This is a genomic window from Burkholderia territorii, from assembly GCF_902833055.1.
Lineage (GTDB): Bacteria > Pseudomonadota > Gammaproteobacteria > Burkholderiales > Burkholderiaceae > Burkholderia > Burkholderia territorii.
In genome coordinates this window covers 62,112-84,656 of the sequence record NZ_CADFEJ010000013.1, presented here as the reverse complement: position 1 = coordinate 84,656, position 22,545 = coordinate 62,112, and the positions used below count along the sequence as shown (strand labels likewise).

At 69.2% G+C, this 22,545-nt stretch carries 18 protein-coding genes; 5 read left to right on the top strand and 13 right to left on the bottom strand.

The features are described 5' to 3' along the window. Positions 1-19: 19 nt before the first annotated feature. Positions 20-358, bottom strand: coding sequence for a P-II family nitrogen regulator (locus tag HW466_RS21165; protein ID WP_006398175.1), 339 nt, complete (start codon positions 356-358; stop codon positions 20-22). 355 nt (positions 359-713) lie between these two features. On the opposite strand from HW466_RS21165, the gene HW466_RS21160 reads away from it, so the two are divergent. Further along, positions 714-965 carry an accessory factor UbiK family protein gene (locus tag HW466_RS21160; RefSeq protein ID WP_006398174.1) on the top strand — a complete coding sequence of 84 codons (252 nt, stop codon included), beginning with the start codon at positions 714-716 and terminating at the stop codon, positions 963-965. 270 nt (positions 966-1,235) lie between these two features. Then, positions 1,236-2,888 (top strand): YifB family Mg chelatase-like AAA ATPase, encoded by a 1,653-nt coding sequence (locus tag HW466_RS21155; protein ID WP_176316096.1) that lies wholly within the window; start codon positions 1,236-1,238, stop codon positions 2,886-2,888. A 333-nt stretch (positions 2,889-3,221) separates the two neighbouring features. Here the strand turns inward: HW466_RS21155 and HW466_RS21150 are convergent, their stop codons facing one another. Continuing rightward, complete coding sequence (locus tag HW466_RS21150; RefSeq protein WP_059791019.1) at positions 3,222-3,794, bottom strand: hypothetical protein; 573 nt, start codon at positions 3,792-3,794, stop codon at positions 3,222-3,224. A gap of 163 nt (positions 3,795-3,957) precedes the next feature. Between HW466_RS21150 and HW466_RS21145 the strand changes: the two genes are divergently transcribed. Then, the gene (locus HW466_RS21145; protein WP_151007221.1) at positions 3,958-4,494 is read left to right on the top strand and encodes a TlpA disulfide reductase family protein; all 537 of its coding nucleotides are present in this window, start codon (positions 3,958-3,960) and stop codon (positions 4,492-4,494) included. 97 nt (positions 4,495-4,591) lie between these two features. On the opposite strand, the gene HW466_RS21140 is transcribed toward HW466_RS21145, so the two are convergent. The 9 genes from HW466_RS21140 to HW466_RS21100 all read right to left on the bottom strand — a co-directional run bounded on the left by HW466_RS21140 (position 4,592) and on the right by HW466_RS21100 (position 17,560). Then, positions 4,592-5,947: a sigma-54-dependent transcriptional regulator gene (locus tag HW466_RS21140; RefSeq protein WP_059507810.1), complete on the bottom strand. Its 1,356-nt coding sequence runs from the start codon at positions 5,945-5,947 to the stop codon at positions 4,592-4,594. An 80-nt stretch (positions 5,948-6,027) separates the two neighbouring features. Then, positions 6,028-8,046 carry a sensor histidine kinase gene (locus HW466_RS21135; RefSeq protein ID WP_059768642.1) on the bottom strand — a complete coding sequence of 673 codons (2,019 nt, stop codon included), beginning with the start codon at positions 8,044-8,046 and terminating at the stop codon, positions 6,028-6,030. 4 nt (positions 8,047-8,050) lie between these two features. Then, positions 8,051-9,340, bottom strand: a complete 1,290-nt coding sequence (locus tag HW466_RS21130; RefSeq protein WP_059507812.1) for a dicarboxylate/amino acid:cation symporter — start codon at positions 9,338-9,340, stop codon at positions 8,051-8,053. 357 nt (positions 9,341-9,697) lie between these two features. Next, on the bottom strand, positions 9,698-11,383 hold the full coding sequence (actP, locus tag HW466_RS21125) for a cation/acetate symporter ActP (protein ID WP_151006381.1): 1,686 nt from the start codon (positions 11,381-11,383) through the stop codon (positions 9,698-9,700). 11 nt (positions 11,384-11,394) lie between these two features. Then, complete coding sequence (locus HW466_RS21120; RefSeq protein WP_151006380.1) at positions 11,395-11,700, bottom strand: DUF485 domain-containing protein; 306 nt, start codon at positions 11,698-11,700, stop codon at positions 11,395-11,397. A 102-nt stretch (positions 11,701-11,802) separates the two neighbouring features. Beyond that, on the bottom strand, positions 11,803-13,008 hold the full coding sequence (locus HW466_RS21115; RefSeq protein WP_174906028.1) for a CaiB/BaiF CoA transferase family protein: 1,206 nt from the start codon (positions 13,006-13,008) through the stop codon (positions 11,803-11,805). Between the two features lie 30 nt (positions 13,009-13,038). Next, positions 13,039-14,184: an acyl-CoA dehydrogenase family protein gene (locus HW466_RS21110; protein WP_059768640.1), complete on the bottom strand. Its 1,146-nt coding sequence runs from the start codon at positions 14,182-14,184 to the stop codon at positions 13,039-13,041. Positions 14,185-14,198: 14 nt separating this feature from the next. Continuing rightward, positions 14,199-15,395 carry an acyl-CoA dehydrogenase family protein gene (locus HW466_RS21105; protein WP_151006675.1) on the bottom strand — a complete coding sequence of 399 codons (1,197 nt, stop codon included), beginning with the start codon at positions 15,393-15,395 and terminating at the stop codon, positions 14,199-14,201. Between the two features lie 29 nt (positions 15,396-15,424). Then, on the bottom strand, positions 15,425-17,560 hold the full coding sequence (locus HW466_RS21100) for a 3-hydroxyacyl-CoA dehydrogenase NAD-binding domain-containing protein (RefSeq protein ID WP_174906027.1): 2,136 nt from the start codon (positions 17,558-17,560) through the stop codon (positions 15,425-15,427). A 244-nt stretch (positions 17,561-17,804) separates the two neighbouring features. Here HW466_RS21100 and HW466_RS21095 point away from each other — a divergent pair, with 244 nt between their 5' ends. Then, the gene (locus HW466_RS21095; RefSeq protein WP_059451532.1) at positions 17,805-18,767 is read left to right on the top strand and encodes a LysR family transcriptional regulator; all 963 of its coding nucleotides are present in this window, start codon (positions 17,805-17,807) and stop codon (positions 18,765-18,767) included. Between the two features lie 71 nt (positions 18,768-18,838). Then, a complete protein-coding gene (gene ggt, locus HW466_RS21090) occupies positions 18,839-20,731 on the top strand; it encodes a gamma-glutamyltransferase (protein ID WP_059952291.1) in 1,893 nt (630 codons plus the stop codon). Between the two features lie 42 nt (positions 20,732-20,773). On the opposite strand, the gene HW466_RS21085 is transcribed toward ggt, so the two are convergent. Beyond that, positions 20,774-21,739 (bottom strand): ABC transporter permease subunit, encoded by a 966-nt coding sequence (locus HW466_RS21085; RefSeq protein ID WP_151005059.1) that lies wholly within the window; start codon positions 21,737-21,739, stop codon positions 20,774-20,776. Continuing rightward, entirely contained in the window at positions 21,739-22,536 is a 798-nt protein-coding gene (locus HW466_RS21080; protein ID WP_059979721.1) for a taurine ABC transporter ATP-binding protein, read from the bottom strand. The genes HW466_RS21085 and HW466_RS21080 overlap by 1 nt, the downstream gene beginning before the upstream one ends. Positions 22,537-22,545 lie beyond the last annotated feature (9 nt).

Here is a 22,545-nt window from a genome sequence, read left to right as displayed (position 1 = left end):
TGTCGCTTGTCTTTGTCTGTTACAGCGCGTCTGCGCCGGTCTCCCCGGTCCGGATCCGGATCACTTGCTCGATCGGCGTGACGAAGATCTTTCCGTCGCCGATCTTGCCAGTGCGGGCGGCCCGCTCGATCGCCTCGACGGCCTGATCGACCAGATCGTCGGACACGGCTGCCTCGATCTTCATCTTGGGCAGGAAATCGACCACGTATTCGGCGCCCCGGTACAGCTCGGTATGCCCCTTCTGGCGCCCGAATCCCTTGACCTCCGTGACCGTGATGCCCGAGACGCCGAGCGCTGAGAGCGCTTCGCGCGTCTCATCGAGCTTGAACGGCTTGATGATTGCGGTAATCAGTTTCATGAAGTCCTCTCGCTGGGTGGTCCCGTCGAATTGGTTGGAATGGTGTGACGCTCTCTCCTCAGCAACTCGCATGCCATGTGCGTGCGAACACCGCCTCGAACGGCTTCCGAACAGGGTCACATCGACTGCTGAAAGGTGCGAAAGCCCGGCCGAATGGCCAACATGGCCCGGTTTGCTGGCGCGTCGAAAGGATCGTTGCTAGAGTGCACGCACGTCCCGGCTCACCGGGCCATTCACCCATGCGGGCGCCATGCCCGGAAATCGCGCCGCGGGCGCACCATTTCCGGTCATGCGTGCATCATGGGCACGTATGCAACTGAAGATGCACAATTTTTGTGCAAGGAAGGGAAATCTCATGAAGCAACCCAGCGATGTTTTCAACGACCTGCAGTCGCGCGTCAGCGACCTGCTGAAAAACTCGCCGGCCAAGGACGTCGAGCGCAACGTGAAGGCCATGTTGTCGCAAGGCTTCTCGAAGCTCGATCTCGTCACGCGCGAGGAGTTCGACACGCAGGCGCAGGTGCTCGCCCGCACTCGCGTGCGTCTCGAGGAACTCGAGAAGCGCGTCGCGGAACTCGAGCAGAAGCTCGCAGCGTCCCAGGCCTGACGCCCCCACCCGACCGACCGGTCCGGGCGCGGGCCGCCTCGTGCGGCCCGCGCCCGCCAACCGGAAATCGGCCGGTCAGCGAGTCGTGACGTCGCGCTTCGCTGTTCTTCGCCGCTGTTCCTCGTTCTTGGCAGTTCGTCGTTACCCGCAGTTCGTCGTTCCTCGTTCTTTCCCGCGCCACGCCGGCAGCGCGCACCGATTCCTCCGATTCCCGCGGCATGCGGCCACGAACGGCCGTTGCCCGCACGATCCACCTACAGGAGCCTCGCCATGTCGCTCGCCGTGGTGCGCAGTCGCGCGCCGGCGGCCGGCCGCGCGCCGGACGTCACCGTCGAAGTTCACCTTGCCAACGGGTTGCCGTCGTTCTCGATCGTCGGCCTGCCCGATCTCGAAGTCCGCGAAAGCCGCGAGCGCGTGCGCGCCGCGCTGCAGAACTGCGGATTCGACTTCCCCGTCAGGCGCATCACCGTCAATCTCGCGCCGGCCGACCTGCCGAAGGAGTCGGGCCGCTTCGACCTGCCGATCGCGCTCGGCATTCTCGCCGCGAACGGCCAGCTGCCGGCCGACACGCTGGTCGGCCGCGAATTCGCGGGCGAACTGTCGCTGACCGGCGCGCTGCGGCCGATGCGCGGCGCGTTCGCGATGGCGTGCGGTGCGGCGCGCGACTGGCGCGCGGGTCATGCCAGCCACGCCGGTCACGCTGGAGCGGACCTCGATTCCGGTCTCGGCGCCAGCCCCGGTTCCAGCGGCCATTCCGGCGTCGATCGCGTCGCGATAACCGGCGCGACGGCCGCGTCGCGCCCGCCCGAGCTGTACCTGCCGCTCGACAGCGCGGCCGAGGCTGCGCTGGTGCCGGGCGTCACCGTGTTCGGCGCGCCCGACCTTCCCGCGCTGTGCGCGCACCTGGCCGGTGCGCCGGATGCGCGGCTCGCGCCGGTCGCGGCGCCCTGCCTCGACGGCGTGCCGGCGCCGGCCGCGCCCGATCTCGCGGACGTCGTCGGCCAGCGCGGCGCCCGGCGCGCGCTCGAAGTCGCGGCCGCAGGCGGCCACCACATGCTGATGATCGGGCCGCCCGGCGCCGGCAAGTCGATGCTCGCCGCGCGGCTGCCCGGCCTGCTGCCGCCGCTGACCGACGACGAGGCGCTGACGTCGGCCGCGCTTCTTTCCGCGAGCCGCATCGGCTTCTCGCCGTCGCAGTGGCGGCGGCGTCCGTTCCGCTCGCCGCACCATTCGTCGAGCGCCGCCGCGCTGGTCGGCGGCCGCAACCCGCCGCAGCCGGGCGAAATCACGCTCGCGCACCTCGGCGTGCTGTTTCTCGACGAGCTGCCCGAATTCGACCGGCACGTGCTGGAAATGCTGCGCGAGCCGCTGGAGGCGGGCCGCATCACGATCTCGCGGGCGGCGCAGCAGGCCGACTTCCCCGCCGCGTGCCAGCTGATCGCCGCGATGAATCCGTGTCCGTGCGGCTGGCACGGCGATCCATCCGGGCGCTGCCGCTGCACGCCGGATGTCGCCACGCGCTACCTGCGCAAGCTGTCGGGCCCGTTGCTCGATCGCATCGACATCCAGATCGATCTGCCCGCGCTGTCGCCGGCCGAGCTCGCGTCGCGCGCGACGGCACCGGGCGAGCCGAGCGCGGCCGTCGCCGCGCGGGTCGCCCGGGCGCGCGCGTTGCAACTCGAGCGGCAGGGCAAAACCAATCACATGCTGAGCGGCCGCGAAACCGACGATCTGTGCCGGCCGACGGACGACGGCGAGCGGCTGCTGCGCGAGGCTGGCGAGCGCTTCGGCTGGTCGGCACGCGCATATTTCCGCGTGCTGAAGGTCGCACGCACGATCGCCGATCTGGCCGGCGACCCGTGGCCTACCGCCGCGCAGATCGCCGAAGCGATCCGCTACCGGCGTGCGCTCACGGCGCTGTGAACGCCCTCGGAGGACAAAATACGGCTGTCAAGACTTGACTTATGCACAATTTCACGAATCCGGCATCCGATCGTGCAGCGCGGGCGACGCTCCATCGCGAAATTCGTATCTCGTTGTTTTAATTGATTTTTCTCAAACGGGGCGCGAGCTGTCAAATATACCGGAAGGCCGTCCGGCGCGGCTTTGCGGGAGATTCGGCCCACTTTTCAACAAAGTTATCCACATGCGCTGTGGATAGCCGAAAAATCCCCGCAAAATCCGTCGATTAGCGCCGAAAGCTGCGAATGAACTTTCAATTGTCACGGAGAGTCCGAGCGCCCTCGCCGGCCGCCGTCAGTCGAGTTTGAACGAGCCGAAAAACTGGTCGAGCTGCTCCTGCGCCAGCGGCCGGTCGGCGATCGCGACGGCCTGGTAAGCGTGCCGGCCTCGTGCCACGAGCCGCGCGACGATCGTCTTGTGCGAATGGTCGCCGCCGCTGGCCGCGCCCGCGACGCGCAGTTCGAGCCCGTTCACCGCGCCGCCGGCCGCGAGCGGCACCGGCACCGAGGCCGTCTGCGGCACACCTTCGAGATTGCGCGACAACCCGGCGCGCAGGAACTCGAGCGCCGCGCGACGCGTGTCGTCGCGGTCGTCGGGCAGCGTCAGCGTGCCGACCGCGAACACCGCGCCGTCGACGTGCGCGGCCTGCATCCGCATCGGCATCGACGCACCGCCGACCGCCACCGGCTGATCCTCGACGGTCGGCTTCGCCGGCAGGTCGATCGTGTAACCGGCGTCGTTGTGCAGCGTACGCCAGTCATACGATGGCGAGCACGCGGCCAGCGCCGCGCCGACGCACACGAGCGCGGCGTAGTGTCGCAGCGGACGAAAAAGGGGGCACAACGAATCGATGACTTCCTTCGGCATGGCGATGATGGGGACAGGCAAAACGCCCATTATCCGCCGAAGCCGGCATCCGGTATGCGCGGCGGCCACCGGTGCGCGCGCCGCATTCGCGCTAAAATAAGCGCCGAATTTCGACGTCCTTTGCATCGATGCGCGTCATCGACCGACTCCGAGAGCACCGCAGATGAACACCTCGCCTCCCGCCCAGCGCCGCACCGGCCCCGCCCGCTATATCGCCGCGGCCGTCGTCGTCGCGGCCATCGCCGTTGCCGGCTTCTTCGCGTTCAACGGCAAGTCCACCGTGCCGGACGCGACGTTCACGCTGCTGTCGGGCCAGAAGGTGTCGACGGCCGGCGACCTGAAGGGCAAGGTGTACCTCGTGAACTTCTGGGCGACGAGTTGCGCGACCTGCATGCAGGAAATGCCGCAGATGGTCGATACCTACAATCGCTTCAAGGGCCAGGGGCTGGAATTCGTCGCGGTCGCGATGAACTACGATCCGCCGATGTACGTCGCGAACTATGCACAGACGCGCCAGCTGCCGTTCAAGGTCGCGCTCGACGACGGCAGCGTCGCGAAGCAGTTCGGCAACGTGCAGCTCACGCCGACGACCTTCGTCGTCGACAAGGACGGCAAGATCCTGAAGCGCTACGTCGGCGCCCCGCAATTCGCGGAACTCGACGCGCTGCTCAAGAAGGCGCTCGACGCCAACGCGGCCTGAGCGCCGCCCGACGAGGCTCGCCCGGGCGCCCGCCGCGCGCTGCCCCGCACCACGGACCGCCCGACCGGCCTGCCCGGTTCCGCGGTCCGTTGCTTTTTCAGCGCTCGGTTTCGCCTTTCGCCGACAGCCCGTAGCGCTTCATCTTCTCGTACAGCGTCGCCTTGCCGACGTGCAGCCGGTCGGCCGTCGCGGCGACCGCGCCGCCCGTCTGGTTCAGCGCTTCGGCGATCACCGCGCGCTCGAACTGCTCGATGCGCTCCTTCAGCGTCTGGTCGCTGTCGGCCGCGTCGCCGCCCGCACCGGCTTCCGGCGGCATGTCGGCCACGCCGAGCACGAACCGGTCGGCCGCGTTGCGCAGCTCGCGCACGTTGCCGGGCCAGTCGCGCTGCATCAGGCTCGCCCGCTGCCGGTCGGTCAGCACGGGCGCCGGCCGCCCGTAGCGCACGGCCGCGTCGAGCATGAAGTGCTCGAACAGCGGCACGATGTCCTCGCGGCGCTCGGCGAGCGGCGGCAGCGCGATCGTCACGACGTTGAGCCGGTACAGCAGGTCGCGCCGGAACGCGCCGGCCGCGACGAGTTCGCTCATGTCGCCTTTCGCGGCCGCGACGACGCGGCAGTTCACGCGGATCGGCTGGTTCGAGCCGAGCCGCTCGAGCACGCCGTCCTGCAGCACGCGCAGGAGCTTCACCTGCAGCGCGAGCGGCATGCTTTCGATTTCGTCGAGGAACAGCGTGCCGCCGGATGCATATTCGAGCTTGCCGACGCGACGCTTCGCGGCGCCGGTGAACGCGCCGGGCTCGTAGCCGAACATCTCCGACTCGAACATCGGCTCCGGCAGCGCGCCGCAGTTCACCGCGATGAACGGCTTGTCGCGACGCGGCGACAGTTCGTGCAGGCTGCGCGCGATCAGCTCCTTGCCGGCGCCCGTGTCGCCGTTGATCAGCACCGACGCATCGGTGGGCGCGACGTTCGCGATCAGCTTGCGCACCTGCTCGATCGCCGGGCTGCGGCCGATGATGCGCGGCGCGACGACGTTCTGCCCGGCCAGCTCGCGCCGCAGCGCGTGGTTCTCGAGCACGAGCTCGCGCCGCTCGAGCGCGCGCCGCACGGTCTCGATCAGCCGCTCGGCCGCGAACGGTTTCTCGATGAAGTCGTACGCGCCGTCGCGCATCGCCTGCACGGCCATCGAGATGTCGCCGTGGCCGGTGACGAGGATCACCGGCACGTCGGGCACGCGCTCGCGGCACTGCGCGAGCAGGTCGAGCCCGCTCGCGCCAGGCAGGCGGATGTCGCTGACGATCGCGCCGGCGGTTTCCGCGACGATCGCCTTGTCGGCCGCCTCGGCCGACTCGAACCCGACGACGTCGAACCCCGCGAGCTGGAGGCTCTGCACGCTCGCCCGGCGAACGAGCGCATCGTCTTCGATATAGATCACTTGCAGCCGGTTGGCCATCTTGGTCACTTGCTCCTGACAGGCCGCGCGACACTGGCGCGCGCGGCTCTCGTTGATGCCGGTCGTGCGGCGAACCGGCCCTAGTGCGAGCCCGCCGGCTCCGACACCGAGTCCGGATGATGCGTGCGCGCGCGCCGCAGCGTCAAGACGAACAGCGCACCGCCGGACGGTGCATTGCGCGCGGTCAGCGCGCCGCCCGCGTCGCTCGCGATCGACGACGAGATCGCGAGGCCCAGCCCGAGCCCGCGCCCCATTTCCTTGGTCGTGAAGAACGGTTCGAACAACCGCGGCAGCAAGTCGGGCGCGATGCCCGGGCCGTTGTCGCGCACTTCGACCGCGAGCGTCGCGACCGACACAGCGATCGTCACTTCGATCGCCGGCGACGCGACGCCCGCGACCGCGTCGAGCGCGTTGCCGAGCAGGTTGATCAGCACCTGTTCGAGGCGCAGGTCCTCGCAGCGGGCGACGAGCTCCGGATAGTCGCACGCGAGATCGAGCGGTGCGTCGCGCGCGGGCGACACGGTCGCGTCCTGCAGCGTCAGCGTGAGCGCGACGCCGCGCAGCCGGTCGCCGAGCAGCGACAGCACGCTGCGCAGCGCGCGCACGACGAGCGCCTGTTCGTTGCGCGGCTTCGCGCGGCCGACGAACAGCTTCAGCTGGTTGGTGATCTTGCCCATCCGCTCGGTCAGCGCCGCGATCGCCTCGAGGTTCTCGCGCGCGGCCGCCTGCTCGCCGCGGTCGAGCAGCACGCGCGTGTTGTCCGAGAAGCTGCGCAGCGCCGCGAGCGGCTGGTTCAGTTCATGCGTGATGCCGGCCGCCATCTGGCCGAGCGCGGCGAGCTTGCTCGCCTGGATCAGTTCGTCGTGCGCGGCGCGCAGTTCCTGTTCCGCGCGGATCCGGTCGCCGACTTCCTTCTGCAATTGCTCGTTCGCCTCCGACAGGTCGGCCGTGCGCTCCTCGACGCGCCGGTTCAGCTCCGCATACGCCTGCTGCAGCAACGCGCGGCCGCGGATCATCTCGCGCACGCGGGCGCGGCGCATGCGCCAGTAGAACGCGAGCAACGCGACCGACACGAAGCCGAAGCCGGTGACGATCGTCGCGTTGCGCGCGTCGGCGTCGATGGGCGCAATCGGCGCGAGCGTCACCAGCAGCCAGTCGGGCTCGCCGATCCGCCGCTTGCTCGCGAGGAAACGCGGCGCGCGCCGGCCGTGACCGAGGCGCACGATCTCCGCGTCGGCGTCGAGCACCTGTTCGACGCGCAGCGGCAGCGGCGTGACGGGTTGCTGCGCATACTGGCGCGTCTCGTAGATCGACGCGGCGACGGGCCCGGTCAACGGATGCAGCGTGTGGTATTTCCACGCGGGCACGGATGACAGGAACACGACGCCGTGATCGTCCGCGACGACGAGCGGCTCGGACGCGTCGGCGCCCTGGAACCATTCGAGATTGAGCTTCACGACGACGACGCCCGCGATCCTGCCGTCGCGCCACACCGGCTGCGAGATGTAGTAGCCGGGATCGCGCGAGATCGTGCCGATCCCGAAGAAGCGGCCGACCCGGCCGCCCATCGCATCGATGAAATACGGACGAAACTGGTATCCGGTCCCGACAAAGCTGTCGGGCGCGCGCCAGTTGCTGGCGGCGACGCACAGGCCGTCCGCGCCGATCACGTAGGTGACGGTCGCGTGCGCGTGTTCGTTGAGATCTTCGAGATAGCGGTTTGCGCGCGCGGTGAAGTCGGCGCGCTTCGGCTCGGCGAGCACGTCCTGCACGTACGGGTGGCTGCCGAGCAGATACGGCAGCGACTCGTAGCGGTCGAGCGTGCTCTTGAGCGCGTTGGTGGTGCGGTCGACGCGCACCGCGGCGTTGCGCTGCAGCTCCGCGACGCCGCGCCGCCACGTGATGGTCCACGTCAGCGCGCACGCCGCCGCCAGCGCGGCGGCAAGCACGACGAGGATGAGCAGGCGGCGCTTCACGGACGTGACTTCCTGGCGATGCGGATCGCCTATTGTGTCATAGGGCTCCGCACCGCTGCCGCGTTCGCCCGGGCCGCCGCGCGGCGCGCCGCCGGCGAGCGGCGCCGCCGCCTGCTCCTTCATGACGTCAGACGCCGGCCGTCTCGGTCGTCGCGACCTCGCCGCCGCCCTTCAGCGCCTGGCGCAGCTTGTTGCGGTCGAGCTCCTTCTCCCAGGCCGACACGACGACGGTCGCGACGCCATTGCCGACGATGTTGGTCAGCGCGCGGCATTCGCTCATGAAGCGGTCGATGCCGAGGATCAGCACCATGCCCGACAGCGGGATCGTCGGCACGACGGCGAGCGTTGCGGCGAGCGTGATGAAGCCCGCGCCCGTGACGCCGCTCGCGCCCTTCGACGTCAGCATCGCGACGGCGAGCAGCGTGAGCTGCTGCATCCACGTCAGTTCGATGTTGGTCGCCTGCGCGATGAACAGCACGGCCATCGTCATGTAGATGTTGGTGCCGTCGAGGTTGAACGAGTAGCCGGTCGGCACGACGAGGCCGACCACCGAGCGCGAGCAGCCGGCCTTCTCGAGCTTTTCCATCAGCTGCGGCAGCGCTGCTTCCGACGAGCTCGTGCCGAGCACGATCAGCAGCTCTTCCTTGATGTACGACACGAAACGGATGATCGAGAAGCCCGTCACGCGCGCGATCGCGCCGAGCACGACCAGCACGAACACGACCGAGGTCAGGTAGAACGTGCCGATCAGCTTGAGCAGCGGCACCAGCGAGCCGACGCCGTACTTGCCGATCGTGAACGCCATCGCGCCGAACGCGCCGATCGGCGCCAGCTTCGTGACGATGTGCACGATGCCGAACAGCACGCGCGTGAGGCCGTCGATGAAGTCGGTGACGACCTTGCCGCGTTCGCCGAGGTGCGCGAGCACGCTGCCGAACAGCAGCGCGATCAGCAGGATCTGCAGGATTTCGCCCTGCGCGAACGCATCGACCATCGTGTTCGGGATGATGTGCATCAGGAAGTCGACCGTCGACTGCCCGTGCGCCTTGGCCGCGTACGACGCGACGGCCTTGCCGTCGAGCGTCGCCGGATCGATGTTGAAGCCGACGCCCGGGCGCAGCAGGTGCGTGGCCGCGAGGCCGAGCAGCAGCGCGAAGGTCGACACGATCTCGAAGTACAGCAGCGCCTTGCCGCCGACGCGGCCGACCTTCTTCATGTCCTCCATGCCGGCGATGCCGGTGACGACCGTACAGAAGATGATCGGTCCGATCACCATCTTGATCAGCTTGATGAAGCCGTCGCCGAGCGGTTTCATGTCGGTGGCGAGCGCCGGATAGAAGTGGCCGAGGATCACGCCGACGATGATGGCGAAGATCACCTGCACATAGAGCACTTTGTAGAAGGGTTTCTTCTTCACGATGGTTCCTGCTGAAGTAGATGATGAGCCGGTGGAGACGGCGTCACGCGCGCGGACGAATGCCCAGGGGAAAAGTCACTCGCCCGCGCGGCTGCCGTGCCGCAACAAGCGATGCCTCAGGACGTCCGGAGGGGATGGAAGGCAGTGGTCATCGATTGTCTCCTTGGTTTAATAGTCGGGCCGGGGGGATGGCCGTGCTTTTCATATTGCAAGGTCGATGCCAGGTTTCCGGAATCCCTCAAGCCGTTGTTTTCATTGTATTTCTCATAATGCGGCAGGCAAGGAAATCCGGGATTCCGGATTTCCGGAAAATATCCGTCCGGCGATCCGGACGGATCGATCGTTTCATCCGACGAATCAGTGATGCACGGCCTCGCCGGCCAGCACGCCCGTCTGCGCGTAGAACTCCTGCCGCGCGAACGCCTCGCGCTCGCGTCGCGCGCGCTCGCCGCGGTCCGCGAGCGAGCCGACGACGATCCCGACGAACGCCAGCGGCACCGACACGAGCGCCGGGTTGTCGAGGAACACCGGCGCATGCGCGTGGTGCAGCACGTCGACCCACACCGACTTCGACAACACCGTGAGCGCCACCGCCGACGCGAGGCCCAGGCCGCCGCCGAGCACCGCGCCGCGCGTCGTCATCCCGCGCCAGAAGATCGACATCGCGAGCACCGGGAAATTCGCGCTGGCGGCCACCGCCGCGACGAGGCCGACCATGAACGCGACGTTCACGTGCTCGAACAGGATCGACAGCGCGATCGCGACGGCGGACAACCCGATCGTCGCCGCGCGCGAGATGCGCATCTCCAGCCGCTCGTCGGGCTTGCCGCGCGCCCACATCTGCGCGTACAGGTCGTGCGAGATCGTGGTCGCGCCGGCGAGCGTCAGCCCGGCGACCACCGCGAGGATCGTCGCGAACGTGACGGCCGCGATGAAGCCGTAGAACCAGTTGCCGCCGACCGCCTGCGCGAGCTTCACCGCGACCATGTTCGAACCGCCGAGCAGGTCGTGCGTGAGGTTGAAGGTGCCGTTCGCGCCGAGCCGGAAGAATTCCGGATGCTGCGCGAGCAGCACGATCGCCGAGAAGCCGATTACGAACGTGAGCAGATAGAAGTAGCCGATGAAGCCGGTCGCGTAGAGCACCGACTTGCGCGCCTCCTTCGCGTTCGGCACCGTGAAGAAGCGCATCAGGATGTGCGGGAAGCCGGCCGTGCCGAACATCAGCGCGATGCCGAGCGACAGCGCGTTGGCCGGATCGCGGATCAGCTTGCCGGGCCCCATGATCGACAGCGCGCCCGGATGCACGGCCACCGCGCGGCGGAACATCTCGTCGACGCTGAAGCCGAACTCGCCCAGCGCGAGCAACGCGAGCAGCGTCGCGCCGCACAGCAGCAGCACGGCCTTGATCACCTGCACCCAGGTGGTCGCGGTCATCCCGCCGAAGAACACGTACACGACCATCAGCACGCCGACGATCAGCTCGGCCGTGCCGTACGACAGCCCGAACAGCAGCTGGATCAGCTTGCCCGCGCCGACCATCTGCACGACCAGGTAGAGCACGACGATCGTCAGCGCGTTCGCGGACGTCAGCAGCCGGATCGGCCGCTGCGCGAAGCGGTACGCGACGACGTCGACGAACGTGAACTTGCCGAGGTTGCGCAGCGGCTCGGCGATCAGGAACATCACGAACGGCCAGCCGACCAGGAAGCCGATCGAGTAGATCAGCCCGTCAAAGCCGAACATGAACACCATCCCCGACAGCCCGAGGAACGACGCGGCCGACATGTAGTCGCCCGCGATCGCGAGCCCGTTCTGCAGCCCGGTGATGCCGCCGCCGGCCGTGTAGAAGTCGCGCGTCGAGCGCGTGCGGCGCGCGGCCCAGCGCGTGAGCGCGAGCGTCGCGAACACGAACGCGAAGAACATCGCGATCGCGACCGGGTTCAGCTCGACCTTGTCGGGCATCGGCCCCGCGACGGCGCTCGCGCGCGCGGTGGAGGAAACGAGAATGGCCAGCGCGCCGGGCGCGCTCCAGATGCGTCGCATGTCGGCCTCCGTCACGAACGTTGCAGGATCGCGTCGACGCGGCGGTCGAACGCACGGTTCGCGCGCAGCACGTAGCACGCGGTCAGGCCGATCGCGACCAGGATGATCGCGACGCCCGCGACGATCCCGACCGTGGTCGTCGCGCCGCGGTACAGCGGCACGGCCAGCACGTGCGGGGCAAGCGCGACGAGCAGGATGAAGCCGTAGTAGGTGGCGATCATCAGCGCCGTCAGCGTGAAGCTGAAGCGGCGCCGCGCACGCACGAGCTGCTGGTAGTCACGGCGCGCCGTGACCGATTCGATGACGGAATGCTCCATGGTGTCTCCGGTGTCCCCTCGTCGTTCGCGAGGCGTGTCTTATGGATGGTCGGCGCGCATCGACTGCTCCGCCCGCGCCGCGGCGGCAATCCATGAAACGCGCTACACGACGCGGTCCGCGCGCAGCCGAGCCAGCGCGTCCGGCGACAATCCGAGCCAGCTGCCGAGCACGTCGTCCGTATCGGCGCCGAGCACCGGCGGCGCACCGCGCACCGGCAGCCGCGCACCGTCGAAGCGGTACGGCGGCGCGAGCACGTCGACGCCGCCCGCGACCGGATGCGGCTGCCGCGTGACGAGCCCCGCGCGACTCGCACGCTCCGACGTGAGCGCGTCGTGCAGCCCGAGCACCTCGCCGCACGGAATGCCCGCATCGGCCAGCGCCGCGAGCAGCATCGCGCGCGGCCGCCGCGCGAGTTCGCCGCGAATCTCCGGCAGCAGCGCGGCGCGGTTCTCCGAGCGGCCGAGATTGGTCCGATAGCGATCGTCCGCCGCGAGGTCGGGCCGCTCGATCGCATCGCAGAAACGCGCGAACTGCGTGTTGTTGCCGACCGTGATCACGAGCGGGCCGTCGGCTGCATCGAACACGCCGTACGGCACGATCGACGGATGCGCGTTGCCGTAGCGCGGCGGATCCTCGCCCATCAGCAACGCATCGAGCCCGTAGTACGCGGTGATCATCAACCCGCAGTCGAACAGCGCCATCTCGATGCGCCGTCCGCGGCTGGTCGCGTGGCGCTCGTACAGCGCGGCGAGGATCGCCTGCGCCGAATACATGCCGGTGAACAGGTCGACCGCCGCGACGCCGAACTTCAGCGGCGGCTGGCCGGCCTCGCCGTTCAGCGCCATCAGCCCGGCCTCGCCCTGCACGACGAGGTCGTAGCCGGGCCGCGCGGCCTCGGGACCCGAGCGGTCGTAGCCGGAAATCGCGCAGTGCACGAGCCGCGGGTTCAATTCGGCGAGCGCGTCGTAGCCGAGGCCCAGCTTCTCCGCGCCGCCGAACTTGAAGTTGTGGATCAGCACGTCGGCCTGCGCGGCCAGCTCGCGCGCGATGCGCTGCCCTTCTTCGGTCTGCAGGTCGATGCAGATCGAGCGCTTGCTGCGGTTCACGCTGTTGAAATAGGTCGTCTCGGTGTCGCCGATCCGCAGCCCCCAGTCGCGCGTGTCGTCGCCGCGCGCCGGATGCTCGACCTTGATCACGTCCGCGCCGAAATCGGCGAGCACCATCGCGCTCCACGGGCCCGCCAGCACGCGCGAAAAATCGAGCACCTTCACGCCGGCCAGCGGCAATGCGCGCGCGTCGTTCGTCATCCTTGTCTCCTCCATTCGCGTCGTATGCCTTTACTGCTTCGACAGCGCGATGTAGCGCGCGAGATGGTGATCCTCGTCGCCGAGCTGGTGATCGATCATCACGAGCCGCTTCGCGTAATGCGACAGCGGCAGCTCCCACGTCATCCCGATCCCGCCGTGCAGCTGGATGCTCTCCTCGGCGACGAGCGTGCCGATCCGGCCGATGCTGTATTTCGCCGCCGCGAGCGCGCGTTCGCGCACCGCGCGCGGCGCATCGAGCTGCGCGGCCGCGTTGATCACCGCCGAGCGCGCCTGCTCGACTTCCAGCAGCAGGTCGGCCATCCGGTGCTGCAGCGCCTGGAAGCTGCCGATCGGCAGCCCGAACTGCTTGCGCGTGCGCAGGTAGTCGAGCGTCGCGTCCTTCGCGACGTCCATCGCGCCCAGCGCTTCCGCGGACAGCGCGAGCAGCCCGTAGCCGAGCACGCGCTCGAGCAGCATGGCGCCGGCTTCTCCGTCATGCGCATCCGGCGCGCCGAGCGCGGCATCGGCCGGCAACACGACGCGCTCGAAGCGCACTTCGGCCGCGCGGCCGCCGTCGATCTTCCGGTAGTCGCGCAGCGACACGCCCGGCGCGTCGGCCGGCACGACGAACAGGCCGATGCCGGCCGCGTCGTCGTCATCGCCGGACACGCGCGCGCTGACGACCAGGAACGCCGCCTGCGCGCCCTGGTCGACGACACCCTTCGCGCCGGTCAGCACCCAGCCGTCGGCGGTGCGCTCGGCGCGCGTGCGCACCGTCGTCAGTTCGTAGTGCGAGCCCGGCTCGTCGTGCGCGAACGCGGCGCTCGCGCTGCCGTCGATCAACGCGGCGAGCTTGTCGCGATGCGCGTCGCCGCCGGCCAGCGACAGCGCGCGGCCCGCGAGCAGCGCACCGAGGAACGGCTCGACGACGAGCCCGCGCCCGAGGCATTCGAATACGACGGCGATATCGAAACCCGCGCCGCCGAAGCCGCCGTCGGCTTCGGGAAACAGCGCGCCGATCGCGCCGAGTTCGGCGAAGCGCCGCCACATCGCGCGATCGAATCCGTCGGCCGACTGCGCGATGCGGTCGCGCACGGGGAACGCATATTGTTCGGCGATAAACCGGTTCAACGTGTCCGCCAGCATCCGGCGGTCTTCTGTGTGCTGGAAATCCATCGTCGCGTCCCTCGTTACAGCCCGAGCATCATCTTCGCGATGATGTTCTTCTGGATCTCGTTCGAGCCGCCGAAGATCGACAGCTTGCGGTTGTTGAAATACTGCTGCGCGGCGCTGGCGGCCCCGTCCGGGCCGAGCGGCTCGCCGTCGTAATCGGCGTCGAGCGCCTCCTCGACGAACGGCTGCGCGTAAGGCCCCATCGCGCGGCGCATCAGCGCGGTGATCTCCTGGCGGATCTGCGTGCCGCGAATCTTCAGCATCGAGCTTTCCGCGCCCGGCACGCCGCCACCCGCGACCGCGGCCAGCACGCGCAGGTTGGTCGTGCGCATGTTCTCGAGCTCGATCTCCACGCGCGCGATGCGCGCCGCGAAGAACGGATCGTCCGCGAGCGGCCGGCCGTTCTTCGTGACCTTCGCGGCGACCGCGCGCAGCCGCTCGAGCGCGGCCGTCGAGAAGCCGATCCCGGCGATATTGGTGCGTTCGTACGTGAGCAGGTATTTCGCGTACGTCCAGCCACGGTTCTCTTCGCCGACCAGGTTCGCCACGGGCACCCGCACGTCGGTGAAGAACACCTCGTTCACCTCGTGCTCGCCGTCGAGCGTGACGATCGGGCGCACTTCGACACCGGGCGTCGTCATGTCGATCAGCAGGAAACTGATGCCCTCCTGCTTGCGCACGTCGGTCGCGGTGCGCACCAGGCAGAAGATCATGTTCGCGTAGTGGCCGAGCGTGGTCCACGTCTTCTGCCCGTTCACGACATAGTGGTCGCCGTCGCGCACGGCGCTCGTCTTCACCGACGCGAGGTCGGAACCGGCGCCCGGCTCCGAATAGCCCTGGCACCACCAGTCGGTGCCGTCGAGAATGCGTGGCAGCCAGTGGCGCTTTTGCGCATCGCTGCCGTACTTGATCAGCACGGGCCCGAGCATGTTCACGCCGAACGGCACGATGCGCGGCGCGCCCGCGAGCGCGCATTCGTTGTCGAACAGAAATTTCTGCGCGACGCTCCAGCCGGGGCCGCCATACTCGCGCGGCCAGTGGCTCGCGAGCCAGCCGCGCGCATTGAGGATCGCGTGCCATTCGCGCATGTCGTCGCGCGTCAGATGCAGGCCGCCCTTTACCTTGCGCGCGATGCGCGCGGGCAGTTCGGCGGCGAGAAAGCGCTGCACGTCGGTGCGGAACGCTTCCTCTTCGGGTGTGAAATTGAGATCCATCGTGAGTCCGTTGCGAATGCGGTGAACGTTCAGTCGATATGGTTGAGGCTCGCGAAACCTGCGCCGCGCTCGACCAGCTCGACGATCAGCGGCGAAGGCTTCCAGAACAGCGGATCCTCCTTCGCGAACGCGCGGATGTCGGCAAGCACGTTCGCGAGGCCGACCGTGTCCGCGTAGTGCATCGGGCCGCCGCGATAGCGCGGGAAGCCGTAGCCGTACAGGAACACCGCGTCGACGTCGAGCGGGCGCAGCGCGATCTTCTCGTGCACGACGTTCGCGCCTTCGTTGATCATCGCGGCGAGGTAGCGGCGCATGATCTCGTCGTCGGTGAAGGTGCGCGGCGTGATGCCCTTCTTCGCGCGCTCCTCGGCGACGATCGCCTCGACTTCCGGGTCCGGCGTGCCGGTGCGCGCGCCGTCCGGATACAGGTAGTAGCCGCGCGCGGTCTTCTGCCCGAACCAGCCGCGCTCGCACAGCCGGTCGGAAATCTCCACGTAGCGCGCGCGCGGGTCGCGGGTCGCCGCGCGGCGCTTGCGCGTCGCCCAGCCGATGTCGCCGCCCGCCAGATCGACGACCTGGAACGGTCCCATCGGGAAGCCGAATTCGCGCACCGCGCGATCGATCTGGTACGGCGATGCGCCGTCTTCCATCAGGTAGTCGGCCGCCGTCCGGTAGACGGCGAGGATCCGGTTGCCGATGAAGCCGTCGCACACGCCCGCGCGCACCGGCGTCTTTTTCAGCTGCTTGGCCAGCGCGAACGCGGTCGCGACGACGTCCGCGCTCGCGCGCGCCGGCACGACGATCTCCAGCAGCTTCATCACGTTGGCCGGCGAGAAGAAATGCAGGCCGATCACGTCGGCCGGCCGGTCGATGCTGGCGGCCAGCTCGTCGATGTCGAGATACGACGTGTTGGTCGCGAGCACCGCGCCCGGCTTGCACACGCGCGCGAGCTCGGCGAACACGGCCTTCTTCACGGCCATGTCCTCGAACACGGCCTCGATCACGACGTCGGCCTGCGCGAGCGCATCGTACGACGTGCTGCCCTTGAAGCGCGCGAGCCGCGCCGCATGCGCGGCCGGCGTCATCCGCCCCTTCGCGACGAGCGCGTCGTACACCTTCTCGACATGCGCGCGGCCGCGCGCGAGCGACGCTTCGTCGCGCTCGATCATCGTCACCGGCAGCCCGGCGTCGAGCGCCGCGACCGCGATGCCCGCGCCCATCGTGCCGCCGCCGACCACGCCGATCCGCTCGACCGGCCGTGCGCTCGCGCGGCGCGCCTCGGGCGCCTTGGCCGCCTCGCGTTCCGCGAAGAACGCGTGCACGAGGCCCGCGCGCTGCGGGCTGTCGATGCATTGCAGGAACAGGCTGCGCTCGAGCTTCATCCCCGCGTCGAACGACAGCGTGAGCGCCGCCTCGACCGCTTCGACGATCTTCGCGGGCGAGAACAGCCCGCGCGACTTCTTCGGCAACTCGGCGCGCGCCGCGTCGATCGCGGCCTGCGCGGCCGCGCGATCGGCAAGCCCCTGCGCATCGCGCGTGCGCCGCGCCGGCGCGCCGAGCGACACGAGTTCCTGCGCATAGGCGAGCCCTTCGGCGAGCGTGTCGTCGCTGTGCGCGACGCGATCGACGAGGCCGAGCGCGAGCGCTTCGTCGGCGCTTGCGTGACGCCCCGTCAGCATCAGGTCGAGCGCGGCCTTCGCACCGATCAGGCGCGGTGTGCGCTGCGTGCCGCCCGCGCCGGGCAGCAGGCCGAGCGTGACTTCGGGCAGGCCGAGCTTCGCGCCGGGCACCGCGAGCCGGTAATGCGCGGCGAGCGCGACCTCGAGGCCGCCGCCGAGCGTCGCGCCGTGCAGCGCGACCACGACCGGCTTCGCGCTCGACTCGATCCGCTCGCACACGTCGGGCAGCGACGGCGGCACCGGCGGCTTGCCGAATTCGCGGATGTCGGCGCCCGCGATGAAATTGCGGCCGGCGCCGACGATCAGCACCGCGCGGATCGCGTCGTCGGCCTGCGCGGCGTCCAATGCGTTGGCGAGGCCGCGCCGCACGTCGGCGGACAACGCGTTGACGGGCGGATGGTCGATCGTGACGACGAGCAGCTTGTCGCGCCGTTCGCGCGTGACGGTGCCGGCCTGGGAGGATTCGGGGGAAGCGGATGAATTCATCGTGTCTCCAGTGCGATGCGCCGCGCGGGCGGGCGGAAGCGGTCGTCGGGGCGGGCCAACGATGCCGCCTTTCGAGCCTGATGCCGCGCGGCGGGAAACGATCCGGCGTGGTTGCCGGGCATGACTCGATTCTCGATTGATCGAGATTCATTGACAATTCCCGCGCGCCTTTACAAGCTGTCAAGTCTGACTTGACATTGAATGTTTTCGGACCGTCAAAGGGCCGGATCGGGAGACATCGAGCATGGACCTGAACGCGCTGACGCTGCTCGTCGAGATTCTCGATGCGGGCAACCTGAGCAAAGCCGCGCAGCGGCTCAAGATGAGCCGCGCGAACGTCAGCTACCGGCTGAACCAGCTCGAACGCTCGATCGGCCAGCAGCTCGTGCGCCGCACGACGCGCCGCATCGAGCCGACCGAGATCGGGCTGAAGCTGTACGAACACGGCCGGCGCATCCGCAACGAGCTGCTTGCCGCGCAGGAATCGGTGACGACGCTCGGCCAGGACCTGCAGGGCCGCGTGCGGCTGTCGGTGCCGAGCGGCTACGGGCAGATGGTGATGTCCGACTGGCTGCTCGCGTTCAAGCGGCTGCATCCGGGCATCGTGCTCGACGTCGTGTTCGAGAATCGCGTGGAGGACCTGATGCGCGACGAAGTCGACATCGCGATCCGCGTGATGTCCGAGCCGCCGCAGAACCTCGTCGCGCGCGACATGGGCGCGGTGCGCTACGTCGCGTGCGCGTCGCCCGCGTTCGCCGCCGCGCACGGGATGCCGGCGAGCCTCGGCGCGCTGGCCGCCGCGCCGGTCGTCACCGCGACGGTGCTCGGGCGGCAGCTGCGGATCGCCGCGTATCTCGGCGACGAACGTCACGAGGTGCTGCTCGAGCCCACGCTGATTTCGGAGAACTTCCTGTTCCTGCGCCAGGCGATTCTCGCCGGGATCGGCGTCGGCATCGTGCCCGACTACGTGATGCAGGACGACATGCGGCGCGGCACGGTCGTCACGTCGCTCGATGCATATCGGCTCAGTATCTTCGGCACGCACATGTACATGCTCTACATGCCGAACCGGCACCACACGCGCGCGACCGCGACGTTCATAGAGTTCATCCTCGAACAGGCCGGAAAGACCGGCCGGGGCGGGCCCGACGGGATGCGTCAGGGTTTCCTGTCGGGTGACAACCCGCCGGCCGCGCGGCGACAATAGCGCGCCGCCCGTGCGGAGCGCGTGCCGCGCACACGCCGCCTCCTTCGAATTCACTGTTGCCGAGGGTTTCAATGTTCGACCGGATCCGTCCGCATTCGCGTCCCCGGACGCTCGCCGCCACGCTCACGCTCGCCGCGCTCGTCACGTTCGCCGCGTTCGGTGCGGGCTGCACGTCCCCGTCCGCGCCGTCGGGCGCCGTCGTCCCGGTTGCCGCCGCGTCGGGCGCCGCGGTGCCGCTGCCCGGCGTTCACGCGCCCGAGCGGTCGTCAGGCTGGACCGACAAGCCGGGCTGGACCTCGCAGCATTTCATGATCGCGGCCGCGAACCCGCTCGCGACGCAGGCCGGCTACGACATGCTGAAGGCCGGCGGCACCGCGATCGACGCGGCGATCGCGACGCAGATGGTGCTGGCGCTCGTCGAGCCGCAATCGTCCGGGCTCGGCGGCGGCGCGTTCATGCTGTACTCCGACGGCAAGACGACGCAGGCATACGACGGCCGCGAGACCGCGCCGGCCGCCGCGACCGAGCGCCTGTTCTACGGCCCGACCGGCCAGCCGATGGGCTTCTACGAAGGCGTCGTCGGCGGCCGTTCGGTCGGCACGCCGGGCGTGCTGCGCATGCTCGAGGCCGCGCACCGGGCGCACGGCAAGCTGCCGTGGCGCCGGCTGTTCCAGCCCGCGATCCGGCTCGCCGAGCACGGCTTCACGATCAGCCCGCGCCTCGCGATGCTGATCGCGAACGACAAGTACCTGATGAACGACGCGGCCGCGCGCGCGTATTTCTACAACAAGGACGGCACGCCGAAGGCGGCCGGCACGGTGCTGAAGAACCCCGCGCTCGCGACCGTGCTGCGCCAGGTCGCCGAGCGCGGCGCGAATGCGTTCTACACCGGCGCGATCGCGCGCGACATCGTCGCCAAGGTGCGCAAGCATCCGACCAACCCGGGTCTGCTGTCGCTGCAGGATCTCGCGCGCTACAAGGCGAAGGTGCGTGCGCCGCTGTGCACCGACTACCGGCGCTCGGTGGTGTGCGGGATGCCGCCGCCGTCGTCGGGCGGTCTCGCGATCGCGCAGATGCTCGGCATTCTCGAGGCGATGCCCGACTGGCAGCAGATCGGCGCGCAGAAGCCGGTACGCAACGAGCTCGGCTACGAGCCGACGCCGTTTGCCGCGCACCTGTTCAGCGAGGCCGGGCGCCTCGCGTTCGCCGATCGCGCGCGCTACGTCGCCGATCCGGATTTCGTGCCGTTGCCGGGCGGCAGCTGGGCGAGCCTTGCCGACAAGACCTATCTCGCTCAGCGCGCGCGCCTGATCGGCGACACGAGCATGGGCGTCGCGCAGGCCGGCACGCCGCAGGGCGCGACGCTCGCGCTGGCCGACGACCGCAGCCCCGAATTGCCGTCGACGTCCGATATCGCGATCGTCGACCGCTACGGCCAGGCGCTGTCGATGACGACCAGCGTCGAGGATGCGTTCGGCTCGCGGCTGATGGTGCGCGGTTTCATGCTGAACAACCAGCTCACCGATTTCTCGTTCGCGGCGAGCGAGAACGGCCGGCCCGTCGCGAACCGCGTGCAGCCGGGCAAGCGGCCGCGCTCGTCGATGTCGCCCGAACTCGTGTTCGACAAGAAGACGAAACAGGTGACGATGATCGTCGGCTCGGCCGGCGGCCCCGCGATCATCAACCACGTCGCGAAGACGCTGATCGGCGTGATGGACTGGGGGATGACGATGCAGCAGGCGATCGCGCTGCCGAACTTCGGATCGATGAACGGGCCGACGCAGCTCGAGCGCGGGCGCGTGTCGGATGCGCTCGTCGACGGGCTCAAGGGGCGCGGGCACGACGTGCAGGTCGTCGAGATGAACTCGGGCCTGCAGGGCATCCAGCGGCTGAACGTGCAGGGGCAGACGGTGTGGTTCGGCGGCGCGGACCCGCGGCGCGAAGGGATCGCGATGGGCGATTGAGGCCGGCGGGAACGGGCGGCGCGTGCGCCGCCTGCGTTCGCGTCACCCGCGCCCTTTCCACGGCACCACCCGCCGCTCGACCCATCGCATCGCGAGATCGAACAGCCACGCGATCGCGCCGATGATCAGGATGCCCATCACGACGATATCCGTGCGCAGGAAGCTCGACGCATTGAGCACCATCTGCCCGAGGCCGGCCGTCGCGGCGACCATCTCGGCCGCGACGAGCGTCGTCCAGCCGAAGCCGATCGCGATCCGCAGGCCGGTGAGGATTTCCGGCAGCGCGGCCGGCAGCACGACGTGGCGCACGATCTGCGCGAAGCTGCCGCCGAGCGAATACGCGGCGTTGATCTGCTCGACCGTCGCCGCGCGCACGCCCGCGCGGGCGGCCATCGCGATCGGCGCGAAGCACGCGAGAAAGATCACGACCAGCTTCGCCGTCTCGTCGATGCCGAACCAGATCACCACGAGCGGCAGGTACGCAAGCGGCGGCAGCGGCCGGTAAAACTCCAGCAGCGGATCGAGCACGCCGCGCGCGATGCGGCTCACGCCCATCAGGATGCCCGTCGGCACGCCGATCGCGGTGGCGAATACGAACGCGCCGAACACGCGCGCGGCGCTCCACAACAGATGGTCGGACAACGGCAGGCCGCCCTGGATCCGGCCGTGCCATGCGTCGACGAACGCGGCCCACACCGCTTCCGGCGTGGGCAGGAACAGCGGCGGCAGCCACTGCAGATGCGTCGCGACCCACCACAGCACGGCCAGCGCCGCGACCGTCGCCGCGCTGAGCGCGGCCGTCCGCCCCTGCCCGGGCAACCGGTAGCGATGCGATGCGCGTGGCGCCCGCACCGCGCGCTGCCCTGGCGTGCTGCGCTCGTCCTGCGCGAATGGTGCGACCGCTCGATCGGCCGGCCAGGAATCCTGCGTGCTCATGTCGTCCTGCCTGTGCAAAGTACTGATCCGGCCGCGCCCGACGGACGCGCCGTGCCGCGCGAACTCGTGCATCACGCCGCCTGCCCGATCGCGTCGTCGCGATGCAGATACGCGATCAGCCGCTCGCGCCATGCGATGAATTCCGGCGCCGACTTCACCGCGCGCGCATCGCGCGATTCGACGTAGCGCCGCGCGAACGGCAGCTCGAAGGTTTCCGCGATGCGGCCGGGGCCGGGCGTCATCACGACGAGACGCGTCGCGAGGAACAGCGCCTCCTCGACGTCGTGCGTGATGAAGAACACCGTCTTGCCCGTGCGTGCCCACACATCGAGCACCAGCGCCTGCATCGTGCCGCGCGTCATCGCGTCGAGCGCGCCCATCGGCTCGTCCATCAGCAGCACGCGCGGATCGCTCGCGAGCGCACGCGCGATGCCGACGCGCTGCTGCATCCCGCCCGACAGTTCGTACACGCGCGCGTGCGCATGGCGCTCGAGGCCGACGAGCGCGAGCATCTCCATCGCGCGCGCTTCGCGCTCGGGCTTCGACACGCGCGCGAAGCGCAGCCCGAGCGCGACGTTGTCGAGCACGTCGAGCCACGGCAGCAACGCATATTTCTGGAATACGACGCCGCGATCGGCGCCGGGGCCCGTGACCGGCACGCCGTCGACGCGCACGTCGCCCGTCGTCGGAGCGACGAAGCCGGCCATGCAATTGAGCAGCGTCGTCTTCCCGCAACCCGACGCGCCGAGCGCGACGACGAATTCACCGGAATCGATGCGCAGGTCGACGCGCGCGAGCGCCTGCGTCGTCGGCCTGCCGCGTTCGCCCGGATAGGCGACCGATACCTGACGAACCTCCAGCGTGCTCATGATCGAGTG

Coding starts and splice junctions, on each gene's coding strand:
- HW466_RS21140 (WP_059507810.1), bottom strand. CDS start 5,947: ATGGCCAACCGGCTGCAAGTGATCTATATCGAAGACGATGCGCTCGTT.
- HW466_RS21165 (WP_006398175.1), bottom strand. CDS start 358: ATGAAACTGATTACCGCAATCATCAAGCCGTTCAAGCTCGATGAGACG.
- HW466_RS21150 (WP_059791019.1), bottom strand. CDS start 3,794: ATGCCGAAGGAAGTCATCGATTCGTTGTGCCCCCTTTTTCGTCCGCTG.
- HW466_RS21155 (WP_176316096.1), top strand. CDS start 1,236: ATGTCGCTCGCCGTGGTGCGCAGTCGCGCGCCGGCGGCCGGCCGCGCG.
- HW466_RS21100 (WP_174906027.1), bottom strand. CDS start 17,560: ATGAATTCATCCGCTTCCCCCGAATCCTCCCAGGCCGGCACCGTCACG.
- HW466_RS21120 (WP_151006380.1), bottom strand. CDS start 11,700: ATGGAGCATTCCGTCATCGAATCGGTCACGGCGCGCCGTGACTACCAG.
- HW466_RS21145 (WP_151007221.1), top strand. CDS start 3,958: ATGAACACCTCGCCTCCCGCCCAGCGCCGCACCGGCCCCGCCCGCTAT.
- HW466_RS21085 (WP_151005059.1), bottom strand. CDS start 21,739: ATGCACGAGTTCGCGCGGCACGGCGCGTCCGTCGGGCGCGGCCGGATC.
- actP (WP_151006381.1), bottom strand. CDS start 11,383: ATGCGACGCATCTGGAGCGCGCCCGGCGCGCTGGCCATTCTCGTTTCC.
- ggt (WP_059952291.1), top strand. CDS start 18,839: ATGTTCGACCGGATCCGTCCGCATTCGCGTCCCCGGACGCTCGCCGCC.
- HW466_RS21115 (WP_174906028.1), bottom strand. CDS start 13,008: ATGACGAACGACGCGCGCGCATTGCCGCTGGCCGGCGTGAAGGTGCTC.
- HW466_RS21105 (WP_151006675.1), bottom strand. CDS start 15,395: ATGGATCTCAATTTCACACCCGAAGAGGAAGCGTTCCGCACCGACGTG.
- HW466_RS21080 (WP_059979721.1), bottom strand. CDS start 22,536: ATGAGCACGCTGGAGGTTCGTCAGGTATCGGTCGCCTATCCGGGCGAA.
- HW466_RS21095 (WP_059451532.1), top strand. CDS start 17,805: ATGGACCTGAACGCGCTGACGCTGCTCGTCGAGATTCTCGATGCGGGC.
- HW466_RS21160 (WP_006398174.1), top strand. CDS start 714: ATGAAGCAACCCAGCGATGTTTTCAACGACCTGCAGTCGCGCGTCAGC.
- HW466_RS21135 (WP_059768642.1), bottom strand. CDS start 8,046: ATGAAGGAGCAGGCGGCGGCGCCGCTCGCCGGCGGCGCGCCGCGCGGC.
- HW466_RS21110 (WP_059768640.1), bottom strand. CDS start 14,184: ATGGATTTCCAGCACACAGAAGACCGCCGGATGCTGGCGGACACGTTG.